We start from the raw sequence: 16,721 nt of genomic DNA on the forward strand, positions 1-16,721 counted from the left end.
GTGTCTCACCTACAGGGTCGCTCTCATGACGACCTGCCAGACCGGATTGACCTGAGTGGAACGTGACAAGCCAGATCAGAGCGAGGAGGAGGGGTTCGTCCATCCCGACGCAGCGATGGATGCTGCGCTGAGCTGGCTCTTTACGCTTCAGGCCGAACCGAACGACAGGCAGCTGCGGACGGCATTCGAGGCATGGCGTCAGGCGGATGCTGCAAACGCCCGGGCATTTGCCACGGTCGCCGAGGCTTGGGAACTTCCGGAAATGGACATGGTTGCAGGCGAGGTGGCTTTACGTGCCGGCCACGTCGCTCTCGACCGAAAGCCGGTCGCCATCGACGGCGGGAGGCGGAAAAGGAAGGTGTGGAGCCGGGCGGTTCTCGCGGCTGCCGCGGCAATCTTGATTGCGGTCTGTGTCCAGCAATACCCCGCGCTGATGCTGCGATGGCAGGCGGATTACATCACCGCCACTGGCATGCGCGACGAAATCATGCTGCCCGACGGTTCGCGCATGATCCTCAACACGGCCTCGGCCGTCGCGCTCGATTTCGAAGGCGGCAGGCGCGCCGTTTCGCTGCTTGGGGGAGAGGCGTTTTTCGATGTCGTTCCGGACCCTGCGCGGCCCTTCACCGTTGCCGCGGCCTTTTCCTCGGTGGAGGTGAAGGGAACGGCGTTTTCCGTCCGCACAGAAACGGATCATGACGTCGTCGTGCTGGAACGCGGCCATGTCGATGTGACGCGACCCGCCGCACCGGGTGAAAAGGTGGCGCTGGAACCCGGCGAAAGCGTGACGGCCACAAACACCAGACTTTCCGCGGTGGAGAAAATGGATACGGCAACAGCGCTTGCCTGGCTGAACGGCCGGGTGATTTTCCGGGATCGTCCGTTCGGCGAGGTCTTGCAGGAAATCGGCCGATATCACAGCCCGCCGGTCATCGTTGCGAACACACGGCTCAGGCAGGTGAGGATCAACGGCAACTATCGGCTCGAAGATCCGGAGCGGGCGATCCGCTCTCTTGCCACCGCTGCAGGCGCTTCCGTTACCCGACTTCCCGGCGGAATCCTAATCCTGCGATAAAAACTCAACTTTTTTTGTGAGATTTGCCCCGCCCGCGTGTCAGGTGTTTACAGGCCGGGTCCTCGCAGCAGCGAACCGGCCCTCATGACCAGTTTGCAGGGGATTGCCGATGGGGCGGATTGCGTATGGTGACGGCCGGGTTCGGGCGGATGGAGGAGGCATGCTGCGCGGCGGACGGCGTCTCGCCTTTTTCTTCATCACCTCGACGATGCTCGGATCGGCAAGCCTCTTTTTCCCGGTGATCTCGCATGCCCAGCAGCGGGTGGCAGAACAGACGCGCTTCGACATTCCCGCGCAGCCCCTTTCGGCGGCGATCGCCTCCTTTATCCGAGCCACCGAATGGGACGTGGGCTTCACCTCCGCGACCGTCTCGGGCAAGCGCTCGGCCGCCGTGTCCGGCACGATGACGCCCGCACAGGCATTGCAGGCAATGCTTGCCGGCACAGGCGTGAGCGCCGACATTTCCGGTCCCTCCACCGCCGCGCTGGTTTCCGGTTCAGGCGGTGCTGCTCAGAGAGCCCCTGTCAATGCGGATGGCTCGCTCGTGCTCGACACCATAACGATCAGCGGCGGCGGCAATCCGGCGGATGCGCCCTACAGGAGTTCCGGTTCGGGTGCATACATATCTGCCCAACAGATCGAGCGGTTTCGGGGCACCTCCACCGGCGACATGCTAAAGTCGACGCCCGGCGTCATTGCCTCGGCGAACCGCAACGGAGCGTCGCTCGAGGTAAACATTCGCGGCGTTCAGGGCATGAACCGCGTCAAGGTCACGGTCGACGGCAGCGAGCAGACAATCGCGGAAGGGCAGGGCTATCCCGGCAGCCGCACGCGTTCCTATATCGATCCCGATCTGATTGCGGGAGTTGAGATCGAGAAGGGCCCGCAGATGTCGGGCGCCGGTGCCGGCGCGATCGGCGGCGCGGTCAACATGCGCACGCTGGACGTGCAGGACATCCTGAAGGATGGCAAGCAGTTCGGCGTGCGGCTGAAGGGCGGGCTGATGTCCAACAACAGGCCGCCGCCACCGACCGGAACCACGACATTTCGCAACGACCCCACCAGCCTGTTCGACTTCGACAATCTCAACGGAAGCGTGGCCGCGGCGGCGACGCTCGGCGGCATAGACCTTGTCGCCGCCTATTCGCGGCGCAGGCACGGCAACTATTTTGCCGGCCGGCATGGCAAATCGACATATGCCGACGACTGGGGCAACGAGCAGACCTATTCCCTCTACAGGCCGGGCAGCGAGGTCCTCAACACCGGGCTGGAGACGGAGTCCTTCCTGCTCAAGTCCGGCTTTTCCTTCCTTGAGGACCACAAGGTCCAGCTTTCGTGGCTGCGCTCGGACTTCTCCTACGGCGAGACCTGGCCTTCCGATCTCCTCTATGGCGCGCTGAAGCAGAACGATCCGCGTAAGACCAGAACCAACCGGCTGACGGCGAAGTATGAGTGGGACCCCGCCGAAAACGACGCCATAAGGCTACGGGCCAATGTCTATTATGCGGACACCAACGACGAGGGGGCGGCCTATGCTTTCGCCAAGCCCTATACGTCGCAGAACTATGGCTTCGACGTCGAAAACGTATCGCAGTTCCACTTTGGCGCACTGGGAAGCCTGGCACTGACCTATGGCGGCTCCTATGCCGTGGAGGATCTCAATTCCAGCCAGGGCAGGGTCAACGGCAGCAACTTCTTCTTTGAAGGCAGGCGGGACGTTGCCAGCCTCTACGCCAAGGCGGACTGGAACCCGACGGACTGGCTCGCCCTCAATGCGGGCCTGCGCTACCTTTCCTACAAGACGCAGGACAACAGCCCGGTTTCCGGCAGTTACGGCGAGTTCAATGATCTGTCGGGCAGTTCCTTCTCGCCCGGTCTGGGGGCAAGGCTTGAGCCCTGGGACGGCATCCAGTTCTTCGCCCAGTACAATGAAGGCTATCGTCCGCCGAGCCTGCGGGAGTCGGTTTCGAACTATGATACCAGCCTCGTGCCCAATCCGTTCCTGAAGGCCGAACATGCCCGCAATCTGGAGGCCGGGATCAACCTGCTGCGCGACGATGTGCTTGTCGGGGGTGACAAGCTGCGGGTGAAGGGCGTGTTCTTCAACAACGACATAGACGACTACATCATGAGGCTGTGGCCGAAGTCTTCCGCCTATTTCATGATGGACAACATCGACAGGGCCCGGTTCTCCGGCATAGAGCTTTCGGCGAAATACGACACCGGCACCTTCTTCGTGGATGGCAGCTTCACCTATTTCACGAAGGCGGATTATTGCTATGTGTGGACGCGATGGGAGACCCAGCCGGACGGCACCAACCAGCAGGTGGAAAGCGATGTCTGCAGCTCCACTCCGCCCGACGTGGATTTCTCGGCCGGCTTCGTCCAGCCGCGCTTCACGGGCAGTGTGACGGCAGGTGCGCGTTTCATGGAGGAGAAGCTCACTGTTGGCGGACGCGTTTCCTATGTGGGGACCAACCCCGTCGCCAATTTCGCGCCGTGGCCCTCCTACACGCTGGTCGATCTCTTCGCCAGCTACAAGGTCAGCGACAGCTTCCGGGTGGATGTGGCGGCCGACAACATCTTCGACCGCTACTATCTGGATGCGCTGAGCAACAACGCCGTCGTCGCCCCCGGCCGCACCTTCCGCCTCGACCTGACCGCGAAATTCTGACGTGCGGCTTTCCGATCCATGGCGGCGATCCTGATATCGAACCGGGAAGGAGCTGTGAGCGTTCAGGGGTAAGGCGATGATCCGCTCATGGCATGTCCTGCGGCTCAATGTCTGATATCCACGGAAGACGGACAGATCGGGAGTGTTCGTTCGCTGCCTGTTGCGAGCGCGCACGGTCATTGCCTTGGATAATCGCGGCGGCAGTGGGCGCCTGCCTCGCGCCCATGGAAACAGTTAAGGAAGATTTCCATCCACCGTCAGGTGACTGAGCTTTTGAGCAGGGTTCGGATAGTGTCAACAAACGCCTGTGCGGCAATCGACAGGCTCCGGTTGGGCATACGGCAGCAGGCAAGCACATTGCTGCCCCATTGAGGTTCATCTATCGGGATATAGGCAATCCTGCCTTCGCTTGCCTTTCTGCCGCTGTGCCCGGTCACGATGCTGATTCCGGCTCCCGATGCGACGAACCGCAGGATCAGATCAAACGAGTTGGTTTCGACCAGTATGTTCAATTGCAGTCTGGACTGCCGGACCGCATGATCGAAAGCCTGTCGGATAAGCAGCGAATTATCGGGGAAGATCAGCTTGTGGCGTGCCAGATCGGGTAGAGTGATGCGCTCACGCGACTCCAGCGGGTGACCAATCGGGACCACAACATGGAGGTGTAATGGGATCGCCTCGTCAAACACCAGGCCAACATTTGCAGGAAAATTGTATCCGACAGCGAAGTCGATCTCCCCTTGCCGGAGGCGTCCGACCAGAGCGCGGGTGTTGTCGACCTTTATGTCGAAGTCGATGCCCGGATGCTGCTCGTGAAACTGATTGAAGGCGGTGGGCATGATGTCGCCGGCCAGGCTCTCATTGACGCCAACGATAACATGTCCCCGCTGAAGGCCTTTTATCGCCGTAATCTCATCGTTTGCGATGCGCAGCTCATTGTAAGCAGAGCGAAGCCGTGCACGAAGAATGTGTCCCGCCTCTGTCAGCTGAAGTCCCATGCGACCACGCTGGCGATCAAAAAGCGGCGCGCCGAGGTCGATCTCCAGATTGGTTATCTGACGATTGATCGCCGATGCCGCAATGCCCAGTGATTCCGATGCGGCACGAAACGATCCATGTTCAGCGACTGCGGAAAAATAGCGCAGCGCAGCCAGTCGGGCAATGCGAGGGGCCGAGTTGAGGTCGTTGGCCATGAGAATTTATGCGCTAATTATCAGATCATAGCTATGCCAATTTTGTGTTTTACGAGTGAGTTCCTTTGCGTCAGGATCAGCATCGCGGGGATGGGAGGAGCCAATCCCGTCTTATACGGGCCGAGAGGGAGCCGGCCCCGTGTATCTGACAGGAGCAAGAATGCTGACCAACAACCTGCGTCAGGCCCCTGACGCGCGTCGTGCATGCACGTCCATGGAAAAGTTGCTTTATCCGAAGCGGATTGCCGTTCTCGGCGCGACAGAGCGCGTAGGCGCTCCCGCCGGAATTGCCTTCCGCAATCTTCTCGACGCAGGCTGGCGCGGGAACATTTTCCCGGTCCACCCCTCGGCCGAAACCGTGTTCGGCGTTCCTGCATTTCGCAAACTTGCCGATCTTCCTGTGCCTGTCGATTGTGTCGTCATCGGCCTTGCTGCGGACAAAGTGGTTTCGGCCATAGACGAAGCCGCCGATGCCGGGATCGGTGCCGCGGTCGTTCTGGCCAGCGGCTTTGCAGAGCTCGGTTCCGGGGGGCGTAAACGTCAGGCCGAACTGGTGGCGGCAGCGGAGCGGGCCGGCATGGCCGTGTGTGGGCCGAACTGCCTCGGCCTCATCAATGTCGGCGCCCGTATCCCCCTCTACGCTGCCGACAACTGGGCCAGCGCACCAAAAGGCCGGCTGGCGCTGCTGTCCCATTCAGGGTCTGGCGCGATTACGCTCTCCGCCACCGGCAGGCTTGGCTTCAGCCATGTTGTCTCATCCGGGAACAGCGCGGTCTGCGATCTGGCGGAATATCTCGAATTCCTTGCCGATGATGAGCAGACAGGCGCTGCGGCGCTTTTTCTGGAGACCATTCGCGATCCTGCAGCCTTCGAGCGTGCGATGGAGGCGATGCATAAAGCAGGAAAGCCTGTAGTCTGCCTTCGCATTGGCCGCTCATCGGCAGGAGCGGCCGCCTCCGCCGCTCATACCGGGACACTGGTGGGATCAAACGATGCTTTTGACGCCTTCTTCCGCCGCACGGGCGTCATCGCGGTCGATGACATGGACGAGTTGATTGAAGCCTCCTGTCTCGTGACCGGACTGAAGGTGCGCGCGCCGGGGAATGGTGTCGGGCTTATCAATTGCAGTGGAGGCGAGGTTGCACATGCCTGCGACATAGCCGAGACAATCGGCCTGTCGTTTCCACCTCTGGCAGAAACCACGACCCGGGAACTGGCCACCGTTCTGCCGGCCTTCGCCACTCCGGGCAATCCGCTGGATGTTACGGGTGCGGTGTTCGCGGATCGGACGATGTATCCGGCGGCGCTGAAGGCGTTTGCAGGGGACCCGTCCGTCGGGTTCCTCGCCGTGGTTCAGGATGCGCCGGCGGGTCTGAGCGAAGAGGGTGCGACCAGCTACCGCCGTATTGCAGAAGATGTCGCTGAGTTCGCCCGTAGCACTCCCGAATTGCCGGTCGCGTTCATCAGCAACCTGTCCGGAACTATGCATCCGCATGTCCGGCAACCGCTGGACGAGGCGGGCGTTCCGGTCCTGACGGGAACGCGGGCAGCCTTGAAGGCCGTGCTTAACGTGGTGTCGGGCGGCCGACCTGTGGCCGCACCGGAGGGGCTGTCTGCGCGCCCACGGCTGTCAACACAGCCGGAGTGGATTATGCGTCTTAAAACGGGACGCCCGTTCAGCGAGCATGAGGCAAAGGCGTTCCTGCGCGATCACGGTATCCCGACCACGCGCGAGATCCTTGCCACGAGTGAAGATGAGTGCACCGCCGCGGCAGCGAAGCTTGGCTACCCCGTGGTTCTCAAGATCGCCTCGGAGGATCTGCCGCATAAGACGGAGGTTGGCGGTGTCGCCCTCCACCTCACCTCTGAAGCGGAGGTGCGTGATGCCTTTGGACGGATCATGGCCTCGATCGGGAAGCATGCACCCAAGGCACGTATCGACGGGATCCTCGTTCAGGAGATGATTGGCGACAGCATAGAGGCGATCGTCGGACTGGCTCGGCATCACCCGTTTGGTCTGGCCGTCGTGGTGGGCAGCGGCGGCATCATGGTGGAACTGCTGCGCGACGCAGCGCTGGGGTTACCCCCATTGAGCGATCATGATGCCCGCGGGCTTGTCGAGAGAACCCGGCTGGCCACGCTGCTCGATGGTTTCCGTGGTGCGGCACCTGCCGACCGCAAGGCTCTGGAAACGATCCTCACAGCGGTCTCTGACATCGCGCTGGCCTATGGCGAATGGATCGAGGCGCTGGACCTCAATCCGGTTGCCGTCCTGCAGAATGGGCAGGGCGCCTGTGTTCTGGACGCATTGATTGTGCCCGTGGGACAGCGCCGATGATCGAGATCAGGGGACTGAACAAGGTTTACGATACGCGCGACGGCGAACCGATCATTGCGCTTAAGGATATCAATTTCGACATCGAGCAGGGTGAGTTCGTCACCGTGGTTGGCCCCAGCGGCTGCGGCAAGACGACGATGCTGAAGATACTTGCCGGTATCATGCGTAAGACGTCCGGCGAGATTCTCGTGCGTGGCACGCCAATTGACGGCCCGAACAGGCAGATAGGCGTTGTGTTTCAGGAACCGCTTCTGCTGCCCTGGCGCAACATAATCCAGAACGTCATGGTTCCAATCGAGATACAGGGTCGAAGCAAGGCGGAGTATGGGCCTGTCGCAGCGGAGCTTCTGCGCCTCGTGGGACTGACGGGCTTCGATAAAAAGTATCCGAACGAACTCTCGGGTGGCATGCAGCAGCGTGTCGGCATCGCGAGGGCCCTGGTGCATGATCCCGCTTTTTTGCTGATGGACGAGCCTTTCGGGGCGCTCGATGCCATGACGCGCGAACAGATGAACCTGGAACTTCTGCGGATCTGGCACGAACGGCAGAAGACGGTTCTGCTCGTAACGCACAGCATTGCCGAGGCGGTGTTTCTTGCCGACCGCATCGTGGTGATGAGCCCAAGGCCGGGACGCATCGCGGAGGTGATCGAGGTCGACCTGCCACGCCCGAGAACGCTGGCCATGATCAATTCGGACGCTTTCGGAACCTATGTGGCGCGCGTGCGCAAGCACTTTGGCGCGGAAGGATTGGACGGATGACCGCGAAAAAGGAAACGAGCCTGCCGGCGGGCCGCATCCGGGATCTGCTCTACCGGCGACCTGAGATCGTGTTTTCGGTCCTTCTGCTCATCCTCATCATCGGCGGCTGGGAGGCCATCATCGCGCTGTTCAACATCCCGCCGATACTGGTGCCGGCGCCAAGCGCGATAGCCAGGTCTCTATGGGCGAACCTGACGACGCCGCGATTTTACTCGCATGTGGGCGTTACGCTCTGGGAAATCCTCGCCGGCTTTGCGATCGGCTCGGTGGTCGGGCTCTTCATCGGGGTGTGCATCGGCCAGTGGAAGATGCTCGAAAAGACCGTCTATCCCTACATCGTGGCGTTCCAGACAGTACCGAAGGTAGCGATCGCGCCGCTTATCGTCATCTGGTTCGGTTACGGCATCATGTCCAAGGTGGTCATCACGGCCCTGATCGCGTTTTTTCCGGTCGTCGTGAACTGCATCGCCGGCATGAATGCCGCTTCCTATCAGCAGGTCGACATGCTGCGCTCGTTTACCGCGACCCGGTGGCAGGTGTTTCGCATGGTGAAGATACAGGCCGCGATGCCCTTCATTTTCGCAGGGCTCGACATTGCCATCGTTCTGGCCGTGATCGGGGCGATCGTGGGCGAGTTCATCGGGGCGCAGGCGGGCCTCGGCTTCCTGCTGCTGCAGCGCAATTTCTCGATGGATACCGCCGGCACCTTCGCAATCCTCATCGTGCTTTCCGCGATCGGAATGATCCTTCACCTTCTGATGAACATGATACGTCGCCGCATCGTGTTCTGGAACGAACGGGATGAAATTCTCGCGCAGGGGTCATCCTGAAGCAGCTGCGACAATAACAACAAAGCAAAGGGGAAATGTCATGACTGCAAAAACGAATGGTATATTCCGTACATTCCTGCTGGCAGGTGCTGCGTCTGTGGCGGTGCTTGCCGGCGCGTGCAGCGCACAGGCGCAGGACCTTCAAAAGGTCAAGATCGGTGTGGGTGGATCAAATTTCCTCAATCTGACCTACTACTACGTGCTCCTGCCCGGTCCCCTCGGCTACTGGAAGGAGGAGGGCTATGACGTCGAAGTGTTTCCCGTCAGTGGCTCGGCCGAAGCTGCTCAGCAACTGGCGATAAACAACCTCGACTTTGCCGAAATGAATGCAAGCGCCATCATTCAGGCCAACACCGAGCAGAAGTTGCCGATACAGGCCATCATTACCAATGGCACTATCGGCTGGGGCCTGTCGGTTGCGAGGGATGGCCCGATCAAGACCGTTGCCGACCTCAAGGGCAAGTCAATCGGAGTGGTCAGCCTTTCAAGCGGCGGCATCCCGTTGCTCAATTCCTTTTTGAAGACGAACGGCCTGGACCCTGAGAACGATGTCACGCTGATCTCGACTGGTGTCGGCGCGCAGGCGATCTCGGCTTTCAACAGCGGCCAGGTGGATGCGCTGATGTATTGGGGGACGGCTACCGTCGGCTTCCGGAACGCCGGTCTGGAGCTCGAGACCTTGAGCGACCCGGCCTGGAAGGGATTTCCGGACTTCACGTTCTCGACCGTCAAGAGCGTTGTCGAGAAAGATCCTGCGATGGTGGAGAGCATAGCGCGCGGCATGGCCAAAGCCATGGTGTTCGCAGCTGCCAACCCGGACTGCGCACGAAAACTTCAATGGAAGCATTATCCGGATACCAGGCCGACTGGGATGGACGAGGATCAGGCTGCGGCCAATGACCTTTCGCTGATTTCCGTCATTCTCAGTGAACAGGCTGCGGCTGCAGAGCTTAACGGGAACGGACAGGTGGCGGGTGCCAGTGTCCCGGCTTTCGGTACCTATCAGGACTTCCTCTTTGATGCAGGCGTCCTGACGTCAAAGGTTGAGCCTGCGCAGCTCGTAGCCGGCGACGATGCATTCCGGGAGAGAATCAACAACTTCGACAAGGCGGCAATCGAAGCCCAGGCCAAAGCCTGCGACTTCCCCGGCTGAAAATACTTCCAGCAGCGTGGCCCGGCTGAGGGCCTCTGTCGTTCGGAACGGTGTTCTGGACGGTGGCGCCCGTGCGCCGCCGAGCCCGAAATCATGCCCATGAAGTCAGGAAAGGACAAGAGATGGACTATCAGAATATCAAGCTGAAGAAGGAAGACTGGCTCGCCACGCTCACCCTCAGCCGGCCGCAGAAGATGAATGCATTGAGCAAGGAACTGCAGCTTGAGATGCAGCATGCCATGGATGATCTGGAAGCAGACGAAACCATTCGTGCGGTCATCATCAACGGTGAGGGCAAATGCTTTTCGGCCGGCTTCGACATCACCGGGACCGGCGGCGAACCACCAACGGTTCAGGACTGGCGCGCAGGGGTGAAGCGTGAGAACGATACGTGGTTTCGCATCTGGCGTTCGCGGCTGCCTTATATAGCCGCCGTCCATGGCTATTGCCTGGGTGGCGCGTGCGAGCTGTCCATGGTGTGCGATATTACCATTGCAGCCGAGGACGCGCAGTTCGGCGAGCCCGAAATCCAGTTCCAGTCGGCCCCTCCATTTCCGATCATGCCATGGGTTCTCGGCATGAAGAAGACCAAGGAACTGCTGCTGACCGGTGACCGTATCGACGCGATGGAGGCCCACCGCATCGGTCTCGTCAATCGCGTGGTGCCGACGGATGAGCTGGCTGGAAGTGCGCGCGAGCTTGCCCGCAAGCTCAGCATGATCCCGCCGCCCGCGATGCATCTGAACAAGCAGAGCCTGAACCGTCAGTATGACATCCGGGGTTTCCAGTCGACCGTCGACTACGGGGCGGAAATCTTCACCCTGGTCCTCACGTCGGACTCCCAGGAAAAGCGCGACTTCGACAACATTGCCGCCGAGCATGGCCTCAAGGCCGCTTTCAAATGGCGTGACGATAAGTTTGCGGCGCCGCGAAACTGAACCCGGACATATGATCATGAACATCGGGACATCGACATCCCTCCAGGTACATCGGGCACTTGCCCGATCCCTCGCCGATCATGGCATGCGAACCCTGTTTGGCCTGATCGGAGATGCCAACCTGTTCATGGTCGACAGTTTCGTTCGCGAGCAGGGCGGTCGCTTCGTCGCGGCCGCCCACGAGGCGGGCGCGGTGCTGATGGCGCAAGGCTTCGCGCAGGTCTCGAACCAGATCGCGGCCGCTACGATCACGCATGGCCCCGGCCTGACCAACGCTGTCACCGCACTCGTGGAAGCCGTCAGAAGCCGCGTGCCCATGGTCGTGCTGTGTGGCGATACCCCTGCCGATGCGCCCGAACACCTGCAAAAGATAGACCAACGTGAAATAATCCTGGCGACCGGAGCGGGCTTCGAGCAGATGCGCACGGCTGAAACCACCCTCGACGACATTGCCAATGCTTTCCGGCGGGCCGCCATCGAGCAGCGCCCCATTGTCTTCAACATGCCGGTCGATCTTCAGTGGGAGACTACAGTTTACCGCAAACATATCCTGCGGATCCCGGATCGTCGCGCCCTTGTCCCCGACAGCAACGATCTCGACGATGCGCTGGGCATCATTGCAGCCGCAAAGCGTCCCGTGATACTGGCGGGCCGCGGCGCGGTTGATGCGCGCGATGCATTGTTACGGCTGGCCAGAAGGATTGAGGCGCCGCTATCCACGACGCTGCGGGCCAGCGGATTGTTTGGTGGAGAGCCCTTTGCGCTGGGCGTCTTCGGTACTCTGAGCACGCCGGTCGCGACAGACATCATTCTGGAAAGTGACTGCGTCGTGGCCTTCGGCGCGAGCCTCAACATGTTCACCGGCTCCCATGGCAGCTTCCTGCAGGGTAAGCGCGTCGTTCAGGTCGATCTGGATCCCAAAAACCTGGGAAGCAGATGGAAGCCGACCATCGGCATCGTTGGTGACGCCGCGTTGACGGCGGAGCGGATGATCGGGCTGCTCGATGAAGCCGGAATACCCGGGTCAGGCCATAGTTCGCCCGCCATGGCGCAGGCAATCGCCGGTTACAAACCAGAGCCCCGCTTTCCCGACTGGGCGGGCGAACCCAAAGCCGGCACCGTAGAGCTGCATGAGGCGCTGCGGCGCATCGATGCGGTTGTGCCAGCGCAGAGAACCATTGTTACCGACCTCGGGCGGTTTGTCGGCGAGGCTCTTCGGGTCTTTCGCATTCCGGATCCGCGTGCCTATGCGCATACGATGAGCTTCGGCGCCATCGGTGCCGGCCTCCCATGCGCTATCGGCGCTGCGGTTGCCGAACATGAGCGCCCGACAGTGCTCATCTCCGGCGATGGTGGGTTCATGATGGGAGGGCTGACGGAGCTCAACACGGTCGCCCGCAACCGGCTCGACATGATCATCGTGGTGTGCAGCGACGGGAGCTATGGGGCCGAACATGTTCAGTTTCGAAACCGGTCGCTCGATCCGCGTCAGTCGATGTTCGACTGGCCCGATTTTGCGCCTGTTGCCGAGGCTCTCGGGGTGCGCGGCGTAACCGTCCGGAACCAAGGCGATCTTGACGCTGCAGTACAGGCAATTGCCGCACGTGACGGCCCGCTGCTCATCGACCTCAGGATAGATCCGGAACGCATAGCCTGGGGCTGATGGTCCCTGCGTGTCGCATCAGGGCAGGGGCCTGTCCACCGCATTGTGAACGTTGTTCCAGTCACCAATCATGGGAGTATCCAATGACCGAATCCTTTGCTGCGATGATCATCGATCAGGACGAAGCGGGCCGCCCTAACGGGAGGCTGCGGGAGATCACGTTGGCCGATTTGCCGGATCATCCGGTTCTTGTGGAGATCAGCCACTCCAGCCTCAACTACAAGGACGGGCTGGCGATTTCCGGCAAGGGCCGTATTGCGCGGCGAACGCCGTTGATCGCGGGCATCGATCTGGCAGGGGTGGTGGTTGAGTCCCGATCGCCCGAATGGAAAGCCGGCGACAAGGTGATCGTCAATGGCTGGGGCCTGTCAGAGACTGAATCGGGTGCGTTTACCCGGTTCCAGCGGCTGAAACCGGAGTGGCTGACACCGCTGCCGTCAGCGTTCAGCGCCGAACAGGCGATGGCGATCGGGACTGCTGGTTATACGGCAGCACTCGCCGTACTGGCATTGGAGGATTGGGGCAATCTCATCAAGGCCCGGGGTGACGTGCTGGTGACTGGCGCGGCGGGCGGTGTTGGCTCCATGGCGATCAGCCTTCTCTCTGCCCGTGGCTATCGGGTGGTGGCGTCGACCGGACGGGCAGGCGAGCACGATTATCTGCGCTCGCTTGGTGCCGCCGAATGTATCGACCGGAGCGAATTTTCGGCTGTTTCCCGGCCGTTGCAAGCCGAACGCTGGAGCGGAGCAGTCGACAGTGTCGGCTCGACAACGCTTGCCAACGTGCTGGCCCAGACGGGCTATGGCGGCGCAGTCGCGGCCTGTGGCCTCGCGGGTGGTTCCGATCTGCCCGCAACTGTATTGCCGCATATTTTGCGGGGCGTAGCCCTGCTGGGCATCGATTCCGTCATGGCTCCACCGGACAAGCGCCAGCGTGCATGGGATCTGCTTTCCGGGAGTCTCGAAGCGGAGAAGCTGGCTTCCATGACATGCGTCGCGCCCATGCGCGATTTGCCGGTCCTCGCGGAAGAAATTGTCGCCGGCAGGGTTCGCGGCCGCGTGGTGATCGAAATCGCCTAGAGGTCTGGCGGGCACGGTGCCTGCTGCGGTTTGTGCAGAAAGCTACCCGGTGGCGGGCCAGCAGCAGGCAAAAAACAACGGTTAACAAGGGCATGGCTGAAGAGGCGCTGCTCGCTTTATTATGCGATAGCCTCGTTATCGGGGCGCCACTTTACTCGTCCGAGGATCTGGACGCCCCGCTACGTCATCAACGGAGGAACATTGTTCGATGGCCAGACCGATAAGCCCGCCAACACTGCCTGATCCATTGTCAAATTACAGTCATGCGATGCTGGTGCCTGCCGGTTCGCAATTGCTGGTCTGTTCCGGTCAGTTGGGCGCAAGGGCGGACGGAACGGTTCCTGAGGGTGCGGGTGCTCAGGCCGAAATCTGCTTTGCCAATGTCCGGGCCTTGTTGGCGGAAAGCGGAATGGACCTGTCGAACGTCGTGCGCATCAACGCTTATGTGACAGGCCGCGAGCACATGGCGCCTTACATGGAGGTGCGCAATGCTCTTTTTCCTGAACCCTGGCCCGCTTCCACCTTGCTGATCGTCAGCGGCTTTTCCAGACCGGAATTTGTAGTCGAGGTGGAAGTAATCGCAGCAAAATCCGCATAGATCGTGATCTTCTTACGAATGCTGAACACTTGGCAGCGGTCATCTGCCTGTTGGAAGAGGTCCGTTGCGCGTGTCGCCAAAGATGTCAGCCGATGCGGATCGGATACGGCAAGGTGTGGCTTATTCGGCAAGGTTGAGAAAAGTGCTTCCGCAACCGTCGGAAAGTGCATGCCTGCTCGCAACATCAGGCCCGTTAGCTGAGGCTTGCCAATACTGCGCGACGTAAGTGTCCGAAAGGAAGCAGTCGGCGGACTGGAGCTCTATCCCTGGCGTTCGGGTATCCTCACGACCAGCCCATCGAGTGCATCGGTCACCCTCAGCTGGCAGGAAAGCCGCGAATTGGCCGATGGTTCCCAGGCGAAGTCGAGCATGTCGGTTTCCATGCCATCGGCTTCGCCGACTGCTTCCATGAATTCCGGCTCTATGTACACGTGGCAGGTTGCGCAGGCGCAAGCGCCTCCACATTCTGCCTCGATGCCGGGGATGCCGGCCCGAACCGCTGCTTCCATGACGGTGGACCCGTTTTCCGCATCCAGCTCGAAGCGCTGGTCGTCGTGGGTCACATAGATGATGCGTGCCATGGCTGTTGGTCTCTCGGATGCTGTCTGATGCAGCCGCGACTGATTTTGCTGTCGCGGCCTGTTTGTGCGGACGGGTGGGAAGCTGAAGCGCTATTCGAGCCCCAGCGCGCGCAGGAAAAGGGAGGCGACCTCTTTCTCGATCTGCTCGTAGTCAGGTTCCTCGCCATCCCCCAGATGCATCATGTTGCGAACCTGAACTTCAAAATCCGCATAATGCTGGGTAACGGCCCAGATGTGCATCTGGAACAGCAGCGGATCGACCGCTCTGACCAGTCCCTGATCGACCCAGGACTGTATCAGCTTGACCGCCTCTTTCGTTGAAGCCTGATAAGGTGCCCAGTGGCGGCCCAGTACCGGCGCGCCATTCGCGATCTCGGTGGTAAAGAGGCGCGAGGCCTTGGGGTGTCTGCGTCCATATTCCAGCTTTTTATGCACATAGGCCCGGATGACATCTGCAGGCGTGTCGCCGGTGGAGGCGCTGAGAAACAGCTCCTGCCACTCGTCGAGGATATAAACCAGTATGTCCTCGTACAGCTCCTCTTTGCTGGAGATGTAGTAGTGCAGCTGCGGTTTGGTCAGTCCGGCACGCTGGGCTATAGCTTGCGTGGAAGCCCCGATGAGTCCCTTGCTGGCAAACTCATCTATTGCCGCATCGCGGATGGCGGCAAGGATCATGCGCCGGCGCTCAAGGACCTTGTCCCTGGGGCTCGACATCTGCGGTTCCGGATTTTCAGCCTTTTGCTGCGTCATTGCCTGTGCACGAAGGTGATGGGCAGAAAGGCCGCCCATCACTCCATTTTCCGTTCTCTGTTTATGGGGTGAGCTGCTTCTTCACGTCGAGCCCGACGCCCTTGTTGACAAAGGCGTCAGTCGCAACCTTTGAAATATCGACCTTACCATCCTCGACGATACCAGATTTGACTGCAAGGTCGTAAAACTGCTTCACGCGGTCAAGCGAGATCGCGCCGATGCCCTTTTCCAGCGTATCGCCGCTGTCGATCATCTCCAGCTTCTTCAGCATCTCGATCTCGCCATCCAGCGTCTCGGTGCTCATGTCGGGATTGTCTTTGAGGATCAGCTCATAGGCCTTGCTGCGGTCGCCATAGAGGAAATTGTTCCAGCCGATGATGCTCGCATCCACGAAGCGCTGAACGAGATCCGGATTGTTCTCGACCAGATCGAGGCGCGTTTCAATGGTGTTGGCGTAGGTGCTGTAGCCGTAGTCTGCCAGCAGATAGGTGGTGACCTTCGCACCTTCCTTCTGCGCATAGAGCGGCTCGGCGGTGGCATAGGCCTGCTGAACCATCTTCGGGTCGCTCAGGAACTGGGCGAGGCTGTAGCCATAGGGGCGGATCTGCTCGTCCTTGAACCCAAAATCGTTGACCAGCCAGCGCCAGAAACCGTACTGGGTGTCCTTTGCCATCAGCACCGACGGTGCATTGGTCAGATCCTGAAAGTCCTTGTAGGCGCCTTCATGCGCCATCAGCGCCTGCGGGTCCTTCTGGTAGAAGGAAGCGATGACGGTTGTCGGAATGTCGTTGGCCGTGTTGTGGAAGGACAAGAGCAGATTTCCCGTCAGCAGGAAATCCAGCCGGCCGGCGGCCAGCATCGGGCGGTTGTTGACCTGCGGGCCGCCCATTTCGATGGTGACGTCGAGGCCATGCTTCTCATAAGTGCCATCGGCCACCGCCTGATAGAAGCCGCCATGGCCGGCCTGAGCCAGCCAGTTGGTGCCGAGTGTAACCTTGTCCAGCGCCAGAGCAAATTGCGTGGACACCACAAGTGTTGCGGCGGTCATCGCCACTTTGAGCATGCTTTTCATCAGAACTTTACTCCCA

General features: G+C 60.5%; 14 protein-coding genes. 10 read left to right on the forward strand and 4 right to left on the reverse strand.

The genetic code is table 11. The annotated features are described in order from the left end of the window. Nucleotides 1-55: 55 nt before the first annotated feature. Together HNR59_RS17325 and HNR59_RS17330 are read left to right on the forward strand one after the other, a co-directional pair. Nucleotides 56-1,075, forward strand: coding sequence for a FecR family protein (locus tag HNR59_RS17325; RefSeq protein WP_343060855.1), 1,020 nt, complete (start codon nucleotides 56-58; stop codon nucleotides 1,073-1,075). Nucleotides 1,076-1,184: 109 nt separating this feature from the next. Continuing rightward, nucleotides 1,185-3,749 (forward strand): TonB-dependent receptor, encoded by a 2,565-nt coding sequence (locus HNR59_RS17330; protein WP_183832298.1) that lies wholly within the window; start codon nucleotides 1,185-1,187, stop codon nucleotides 3,747-3,749. A 257-nt stretch (nucleotides 3,750-4,006) separates the two neighbouring features. On the opposite strand, the gene HNR59_RS17335 is transcribed toward HNR59_RS17330, so the two are convergent. Further along, on the reverse strand, nucleotides 4,007-4,942 hold the full coding sequence (locus HNR59_RS17335; RefSeq protein WP_183832299.1) for a LysR family transcriptional regulator: 936 nt from the start codon (nucleotides 4,940-4,942) through the stop codon (nucleotides 4,007-4,009). A 160-nt stretch (nucleotides 4,943-5,102) separates the two neighbouring features. Between HNR59_RS17335 and HNR59_RS17340 the strand changes: the two genes are divergently transcribed. The 8 genes from HNR59_RS17340 (at nucleotide 5,103) to HNR59_RS17375 (ending at nucleotide 14,302) form a co-directional block, all read left to right on the forward strand. Next, complete coding sequence (locus HNR59_RS17340) at nucleotides 5,103-7,280, forward strand: acetate--CoA ligase family protein (protein WP_183832300.1); 2,178 nt, start codon at nucleotides 5,103-5,105, stop codon at nucleotides 7,278-7,280. Further along, a complete protein-coding gene (locus HNR59_RS17345; protein WP_183832301.1) occupies nucleotides 7,277-8,041 on the forward strand; it encodes an ABC transporter ATP-binding protein in 765 nt (254 codons plus the stop codon). Before HNR59_RS17340 ends, HNR59_RS17345 begins: the two co-directional genes overlap by 4 nt. Further along, nucleotides 8,038-8,871 carry an ABC transporter permease gene (locus HNR59_RS17350; RefSeq protein WP_183832302.1) on the forward strand — a complete coding sequence of 278 codons (834 nt, stop codon included), beginning with the start codon at nucleotides 8,038-8,040 and terminating at the stop codon, nucleotides 8,869-8,871. The genes HNR59_RS17345 and HNR59_RS17350 overlap by 4 nt, the downstream gene beginning before the upstream one ends. 40 nt (nucleotides 8,872-8,911) lie before the next feature. Next, nucleotides 8,912-10,024 carry an ABC transporter substrate-binding protein gene (locus HNR59_RS17355; RefSeq protein WP_183832303.1) on the forward strand — a complete coding sequence of 371 codons (1,113 nt, stop codon included), beginning with the start codon at nucleotides 8,912-8,914 and terminating at the stop codon, nucleotides 10,022-10,024. A gap of 122 nt (nucleotides 10,025-10,146) precedes the next feature. Then, nucleotides 10,147-10,962, forward strand: a complete 816-nt coding sequence (locus HNR59_RS17360; RefSeq protein WP_183832304.1) for an enoyl-CoA hydratase/isomerase family protein — start codon at nucleotides 10,147-10,149, stop codon at nucleotides 10,960-10,962. Between the two features lie 16 nt (nucleotides 10,963-10,978). After that, a complete protein-coding gene (locus tag HNR59_RS17365; protein WP_183832305.1) occupies nucleotides 10,979-12,625 on the forward strand; it encodes a thiamine pyrophosphate-binding protein in 1,647 nt (548 codons plus the stop codon). Nucleotides 12,626-12,708: 83 nt separating this feature from the next. Next, nucleotides 12,709-13,704: an MDR family oxidoreductase gene (locus HNR59_RS17370; RefSeq protein ID WP_183832306.1), complete on the forward strand. Its 996-nt coding sequence runs from the start codon at nucleotides 12,709-12,711 to the stop codon at nucleotides 13,702-13,704. A gap of 208 nt (nucleotides 13,705-13,912) precedes the next feature. Next, complete coding sequence (locus HNR59_RS17375) at nucleotides 13,913-14,302, forward strand: RidA family protein (protein ID WP_183832307.1); 390 nt, start codon at nucleotides 13,913-13,915, stop codon at nucleotides 14,300-14,302. 260 nt (nucleotides 14,303-14,562) lie between these two features. On the opposite strand, the gene HNR59_RS17380 is transcribed toward HNR59_RS17375, so the two are convergent. From HNR59_RS17380 to HNR59_RS17390, 3 genes are all read right to left on the reverse strand, one after another. Continuing rightward, nucleotides 14,563-14,883, reverse strand: coding sequence for a 2Fe-2S iron-sulfur cluster-binding protein (locus HNR59_RS17380; protein ID WP_183832308.1), 321 nt, complete (start codon nucleotides 14,881-14,883; stop codon nucleotides 14,563-14,565). A 90-nt stretch (nucleotides 14,884-14,973) separates the two neighbouring features. After that, the gene (locus tag HNR59_RS17385; protein ID WP_246374815.1) at nucleotides 14,974-15,672 is read right to left on the reverse strand and encodes a TetR family transcriptional regulator C-terminal domain-containing protein; all 699 of its coding nucleotides are present in this window, start codon (nucleotides 15,670-15,672) and stop codon (nucleotides 14,974-14,976) included. A gap of 22 nt (nucleotides 15,673-15,694) precedes the next feature. Further along, nucleotides 15,695-16,705, reverse strand: a complete 1,011-nt coding sequence (locus HNR59_RS17390; RefSeq protein ID WP_183832309.1) for an ABC transporter substrate-binding protein — start codon at nucleotides 16,703-16,705, stop codon at nucleotides 15,695-15,697. Between the last annotated feature and the right edge of the window lie 16 nt (nucleotides 16,706-16,721).

Source organism: Aquamicrobium lusatiense, assembly GCF_014201615.1.
Classification (GTDB): domain Bacteria; phylum Pseudomonadota; class Alphaproteobacteria; order Rhizobiales; family Rhizobiaceae; genus Mesorhizobium; species Mesorhizobium lusatiense.

What these genes read in the sequence shown, in the direction of transcription:
- HNR59_RS17330 (WP_183832298.1), top strand. Translation starts at nt 1,185, where the DNA reads ATGGGGCGGATTGCGTATGGTGACGGCCGGGTTCGGGCGGATGGAGGA.
- HNR59_RS17335 (WP_183832299.1), bottom strand. Translation starts at nt 4,942, where the DNA reads ATGGCCAACGACCTCAACTCGGCCCCTCGCATTGCCCGACTGGCTGCG.
- HNR59_RS17340 (WP_183832300.1), top strand. Translation starts at nt 5,103, where the DNA reads ATGCTGACCAACAACCTGCGTCAGGCCCCTGACGCGCGTCGTGCATGC.
- HNR59_RS17345 (WP_183832301.1), top strand. Translation starts at nt 7,277, where the DNA reads ATGATCGAGATCAGGGGACTGAACAAGGTTTACGATACGCGCGACGGC.
- HNR59_RS17350 (WP_183832302.1), top strand. Translation starts at nt 8,038, where the DNA reads ATGACCGCGAAAAAGGAAACGAGCCTGCCGGCGGGCCGCATCCGGGAT.
- HNR59_RS17355 (WP_183832303.1), top strand. Translation starts at nt 8,912, where the DNA reads ATGACTGCAAAAACGAATGGTATATTCCGTACATTCCTGCTGGCAGGT.
- HNR59_RS17360 (WP_183832304.1), top strand. Translation starts at nt 10,147, where the DNA reads ATGGACTATCAGAATATCAAGCTGAAGAAGGAAGACTGGCTCGCCACG.
- HNR59_RS17365 (WP_183832305.1), top strand. Translation starts at nt 10,979, where the DNA reads ATGAACATCGGGACATCGACATCCCTCCAGGTACATCGGGCACTTGCC.
- HNR59_RS17370 (WP_183832306.1), top strand. Translation starts at nt 12,709, where the DNA reads ATGACCGAATCCTTTGCTGCGATGATCATCGATCAGGACGAAGCGGGC.
- HNR59_RS17375 (WP_183832307.1), top strand. Translation starts at nt 13,913, where the DNA reads ATGGCCAGACCGATAAGCCCGCCAACACTGCCTGATCCATTGTCAAAT.
- HNR59_RS17380 (WP_183832308.1), bottom strand. Translation starts at nt 14,883, where the DNA reads ATGGCACGCATCATCTATGTGACCCACGACGACCAGCGCTTCGAGCTG.
- HNR59_RS17385 (WP_246374815.1), bottom strand. Translation starts at nt 15,672, where the DNA reads ATGGGCGGCCTTTCTGCCCATCACCTTCGTGCACAGGCAATGACGCAG.
- HNR59_RS17390 (WP_183832309.1), bottom strand. Translation starts at nt 16,705, where the DNA reads ATGAAAAGCATGCTCAAAGTGGCGATGACCGCCGCAACACTTGTGGTG.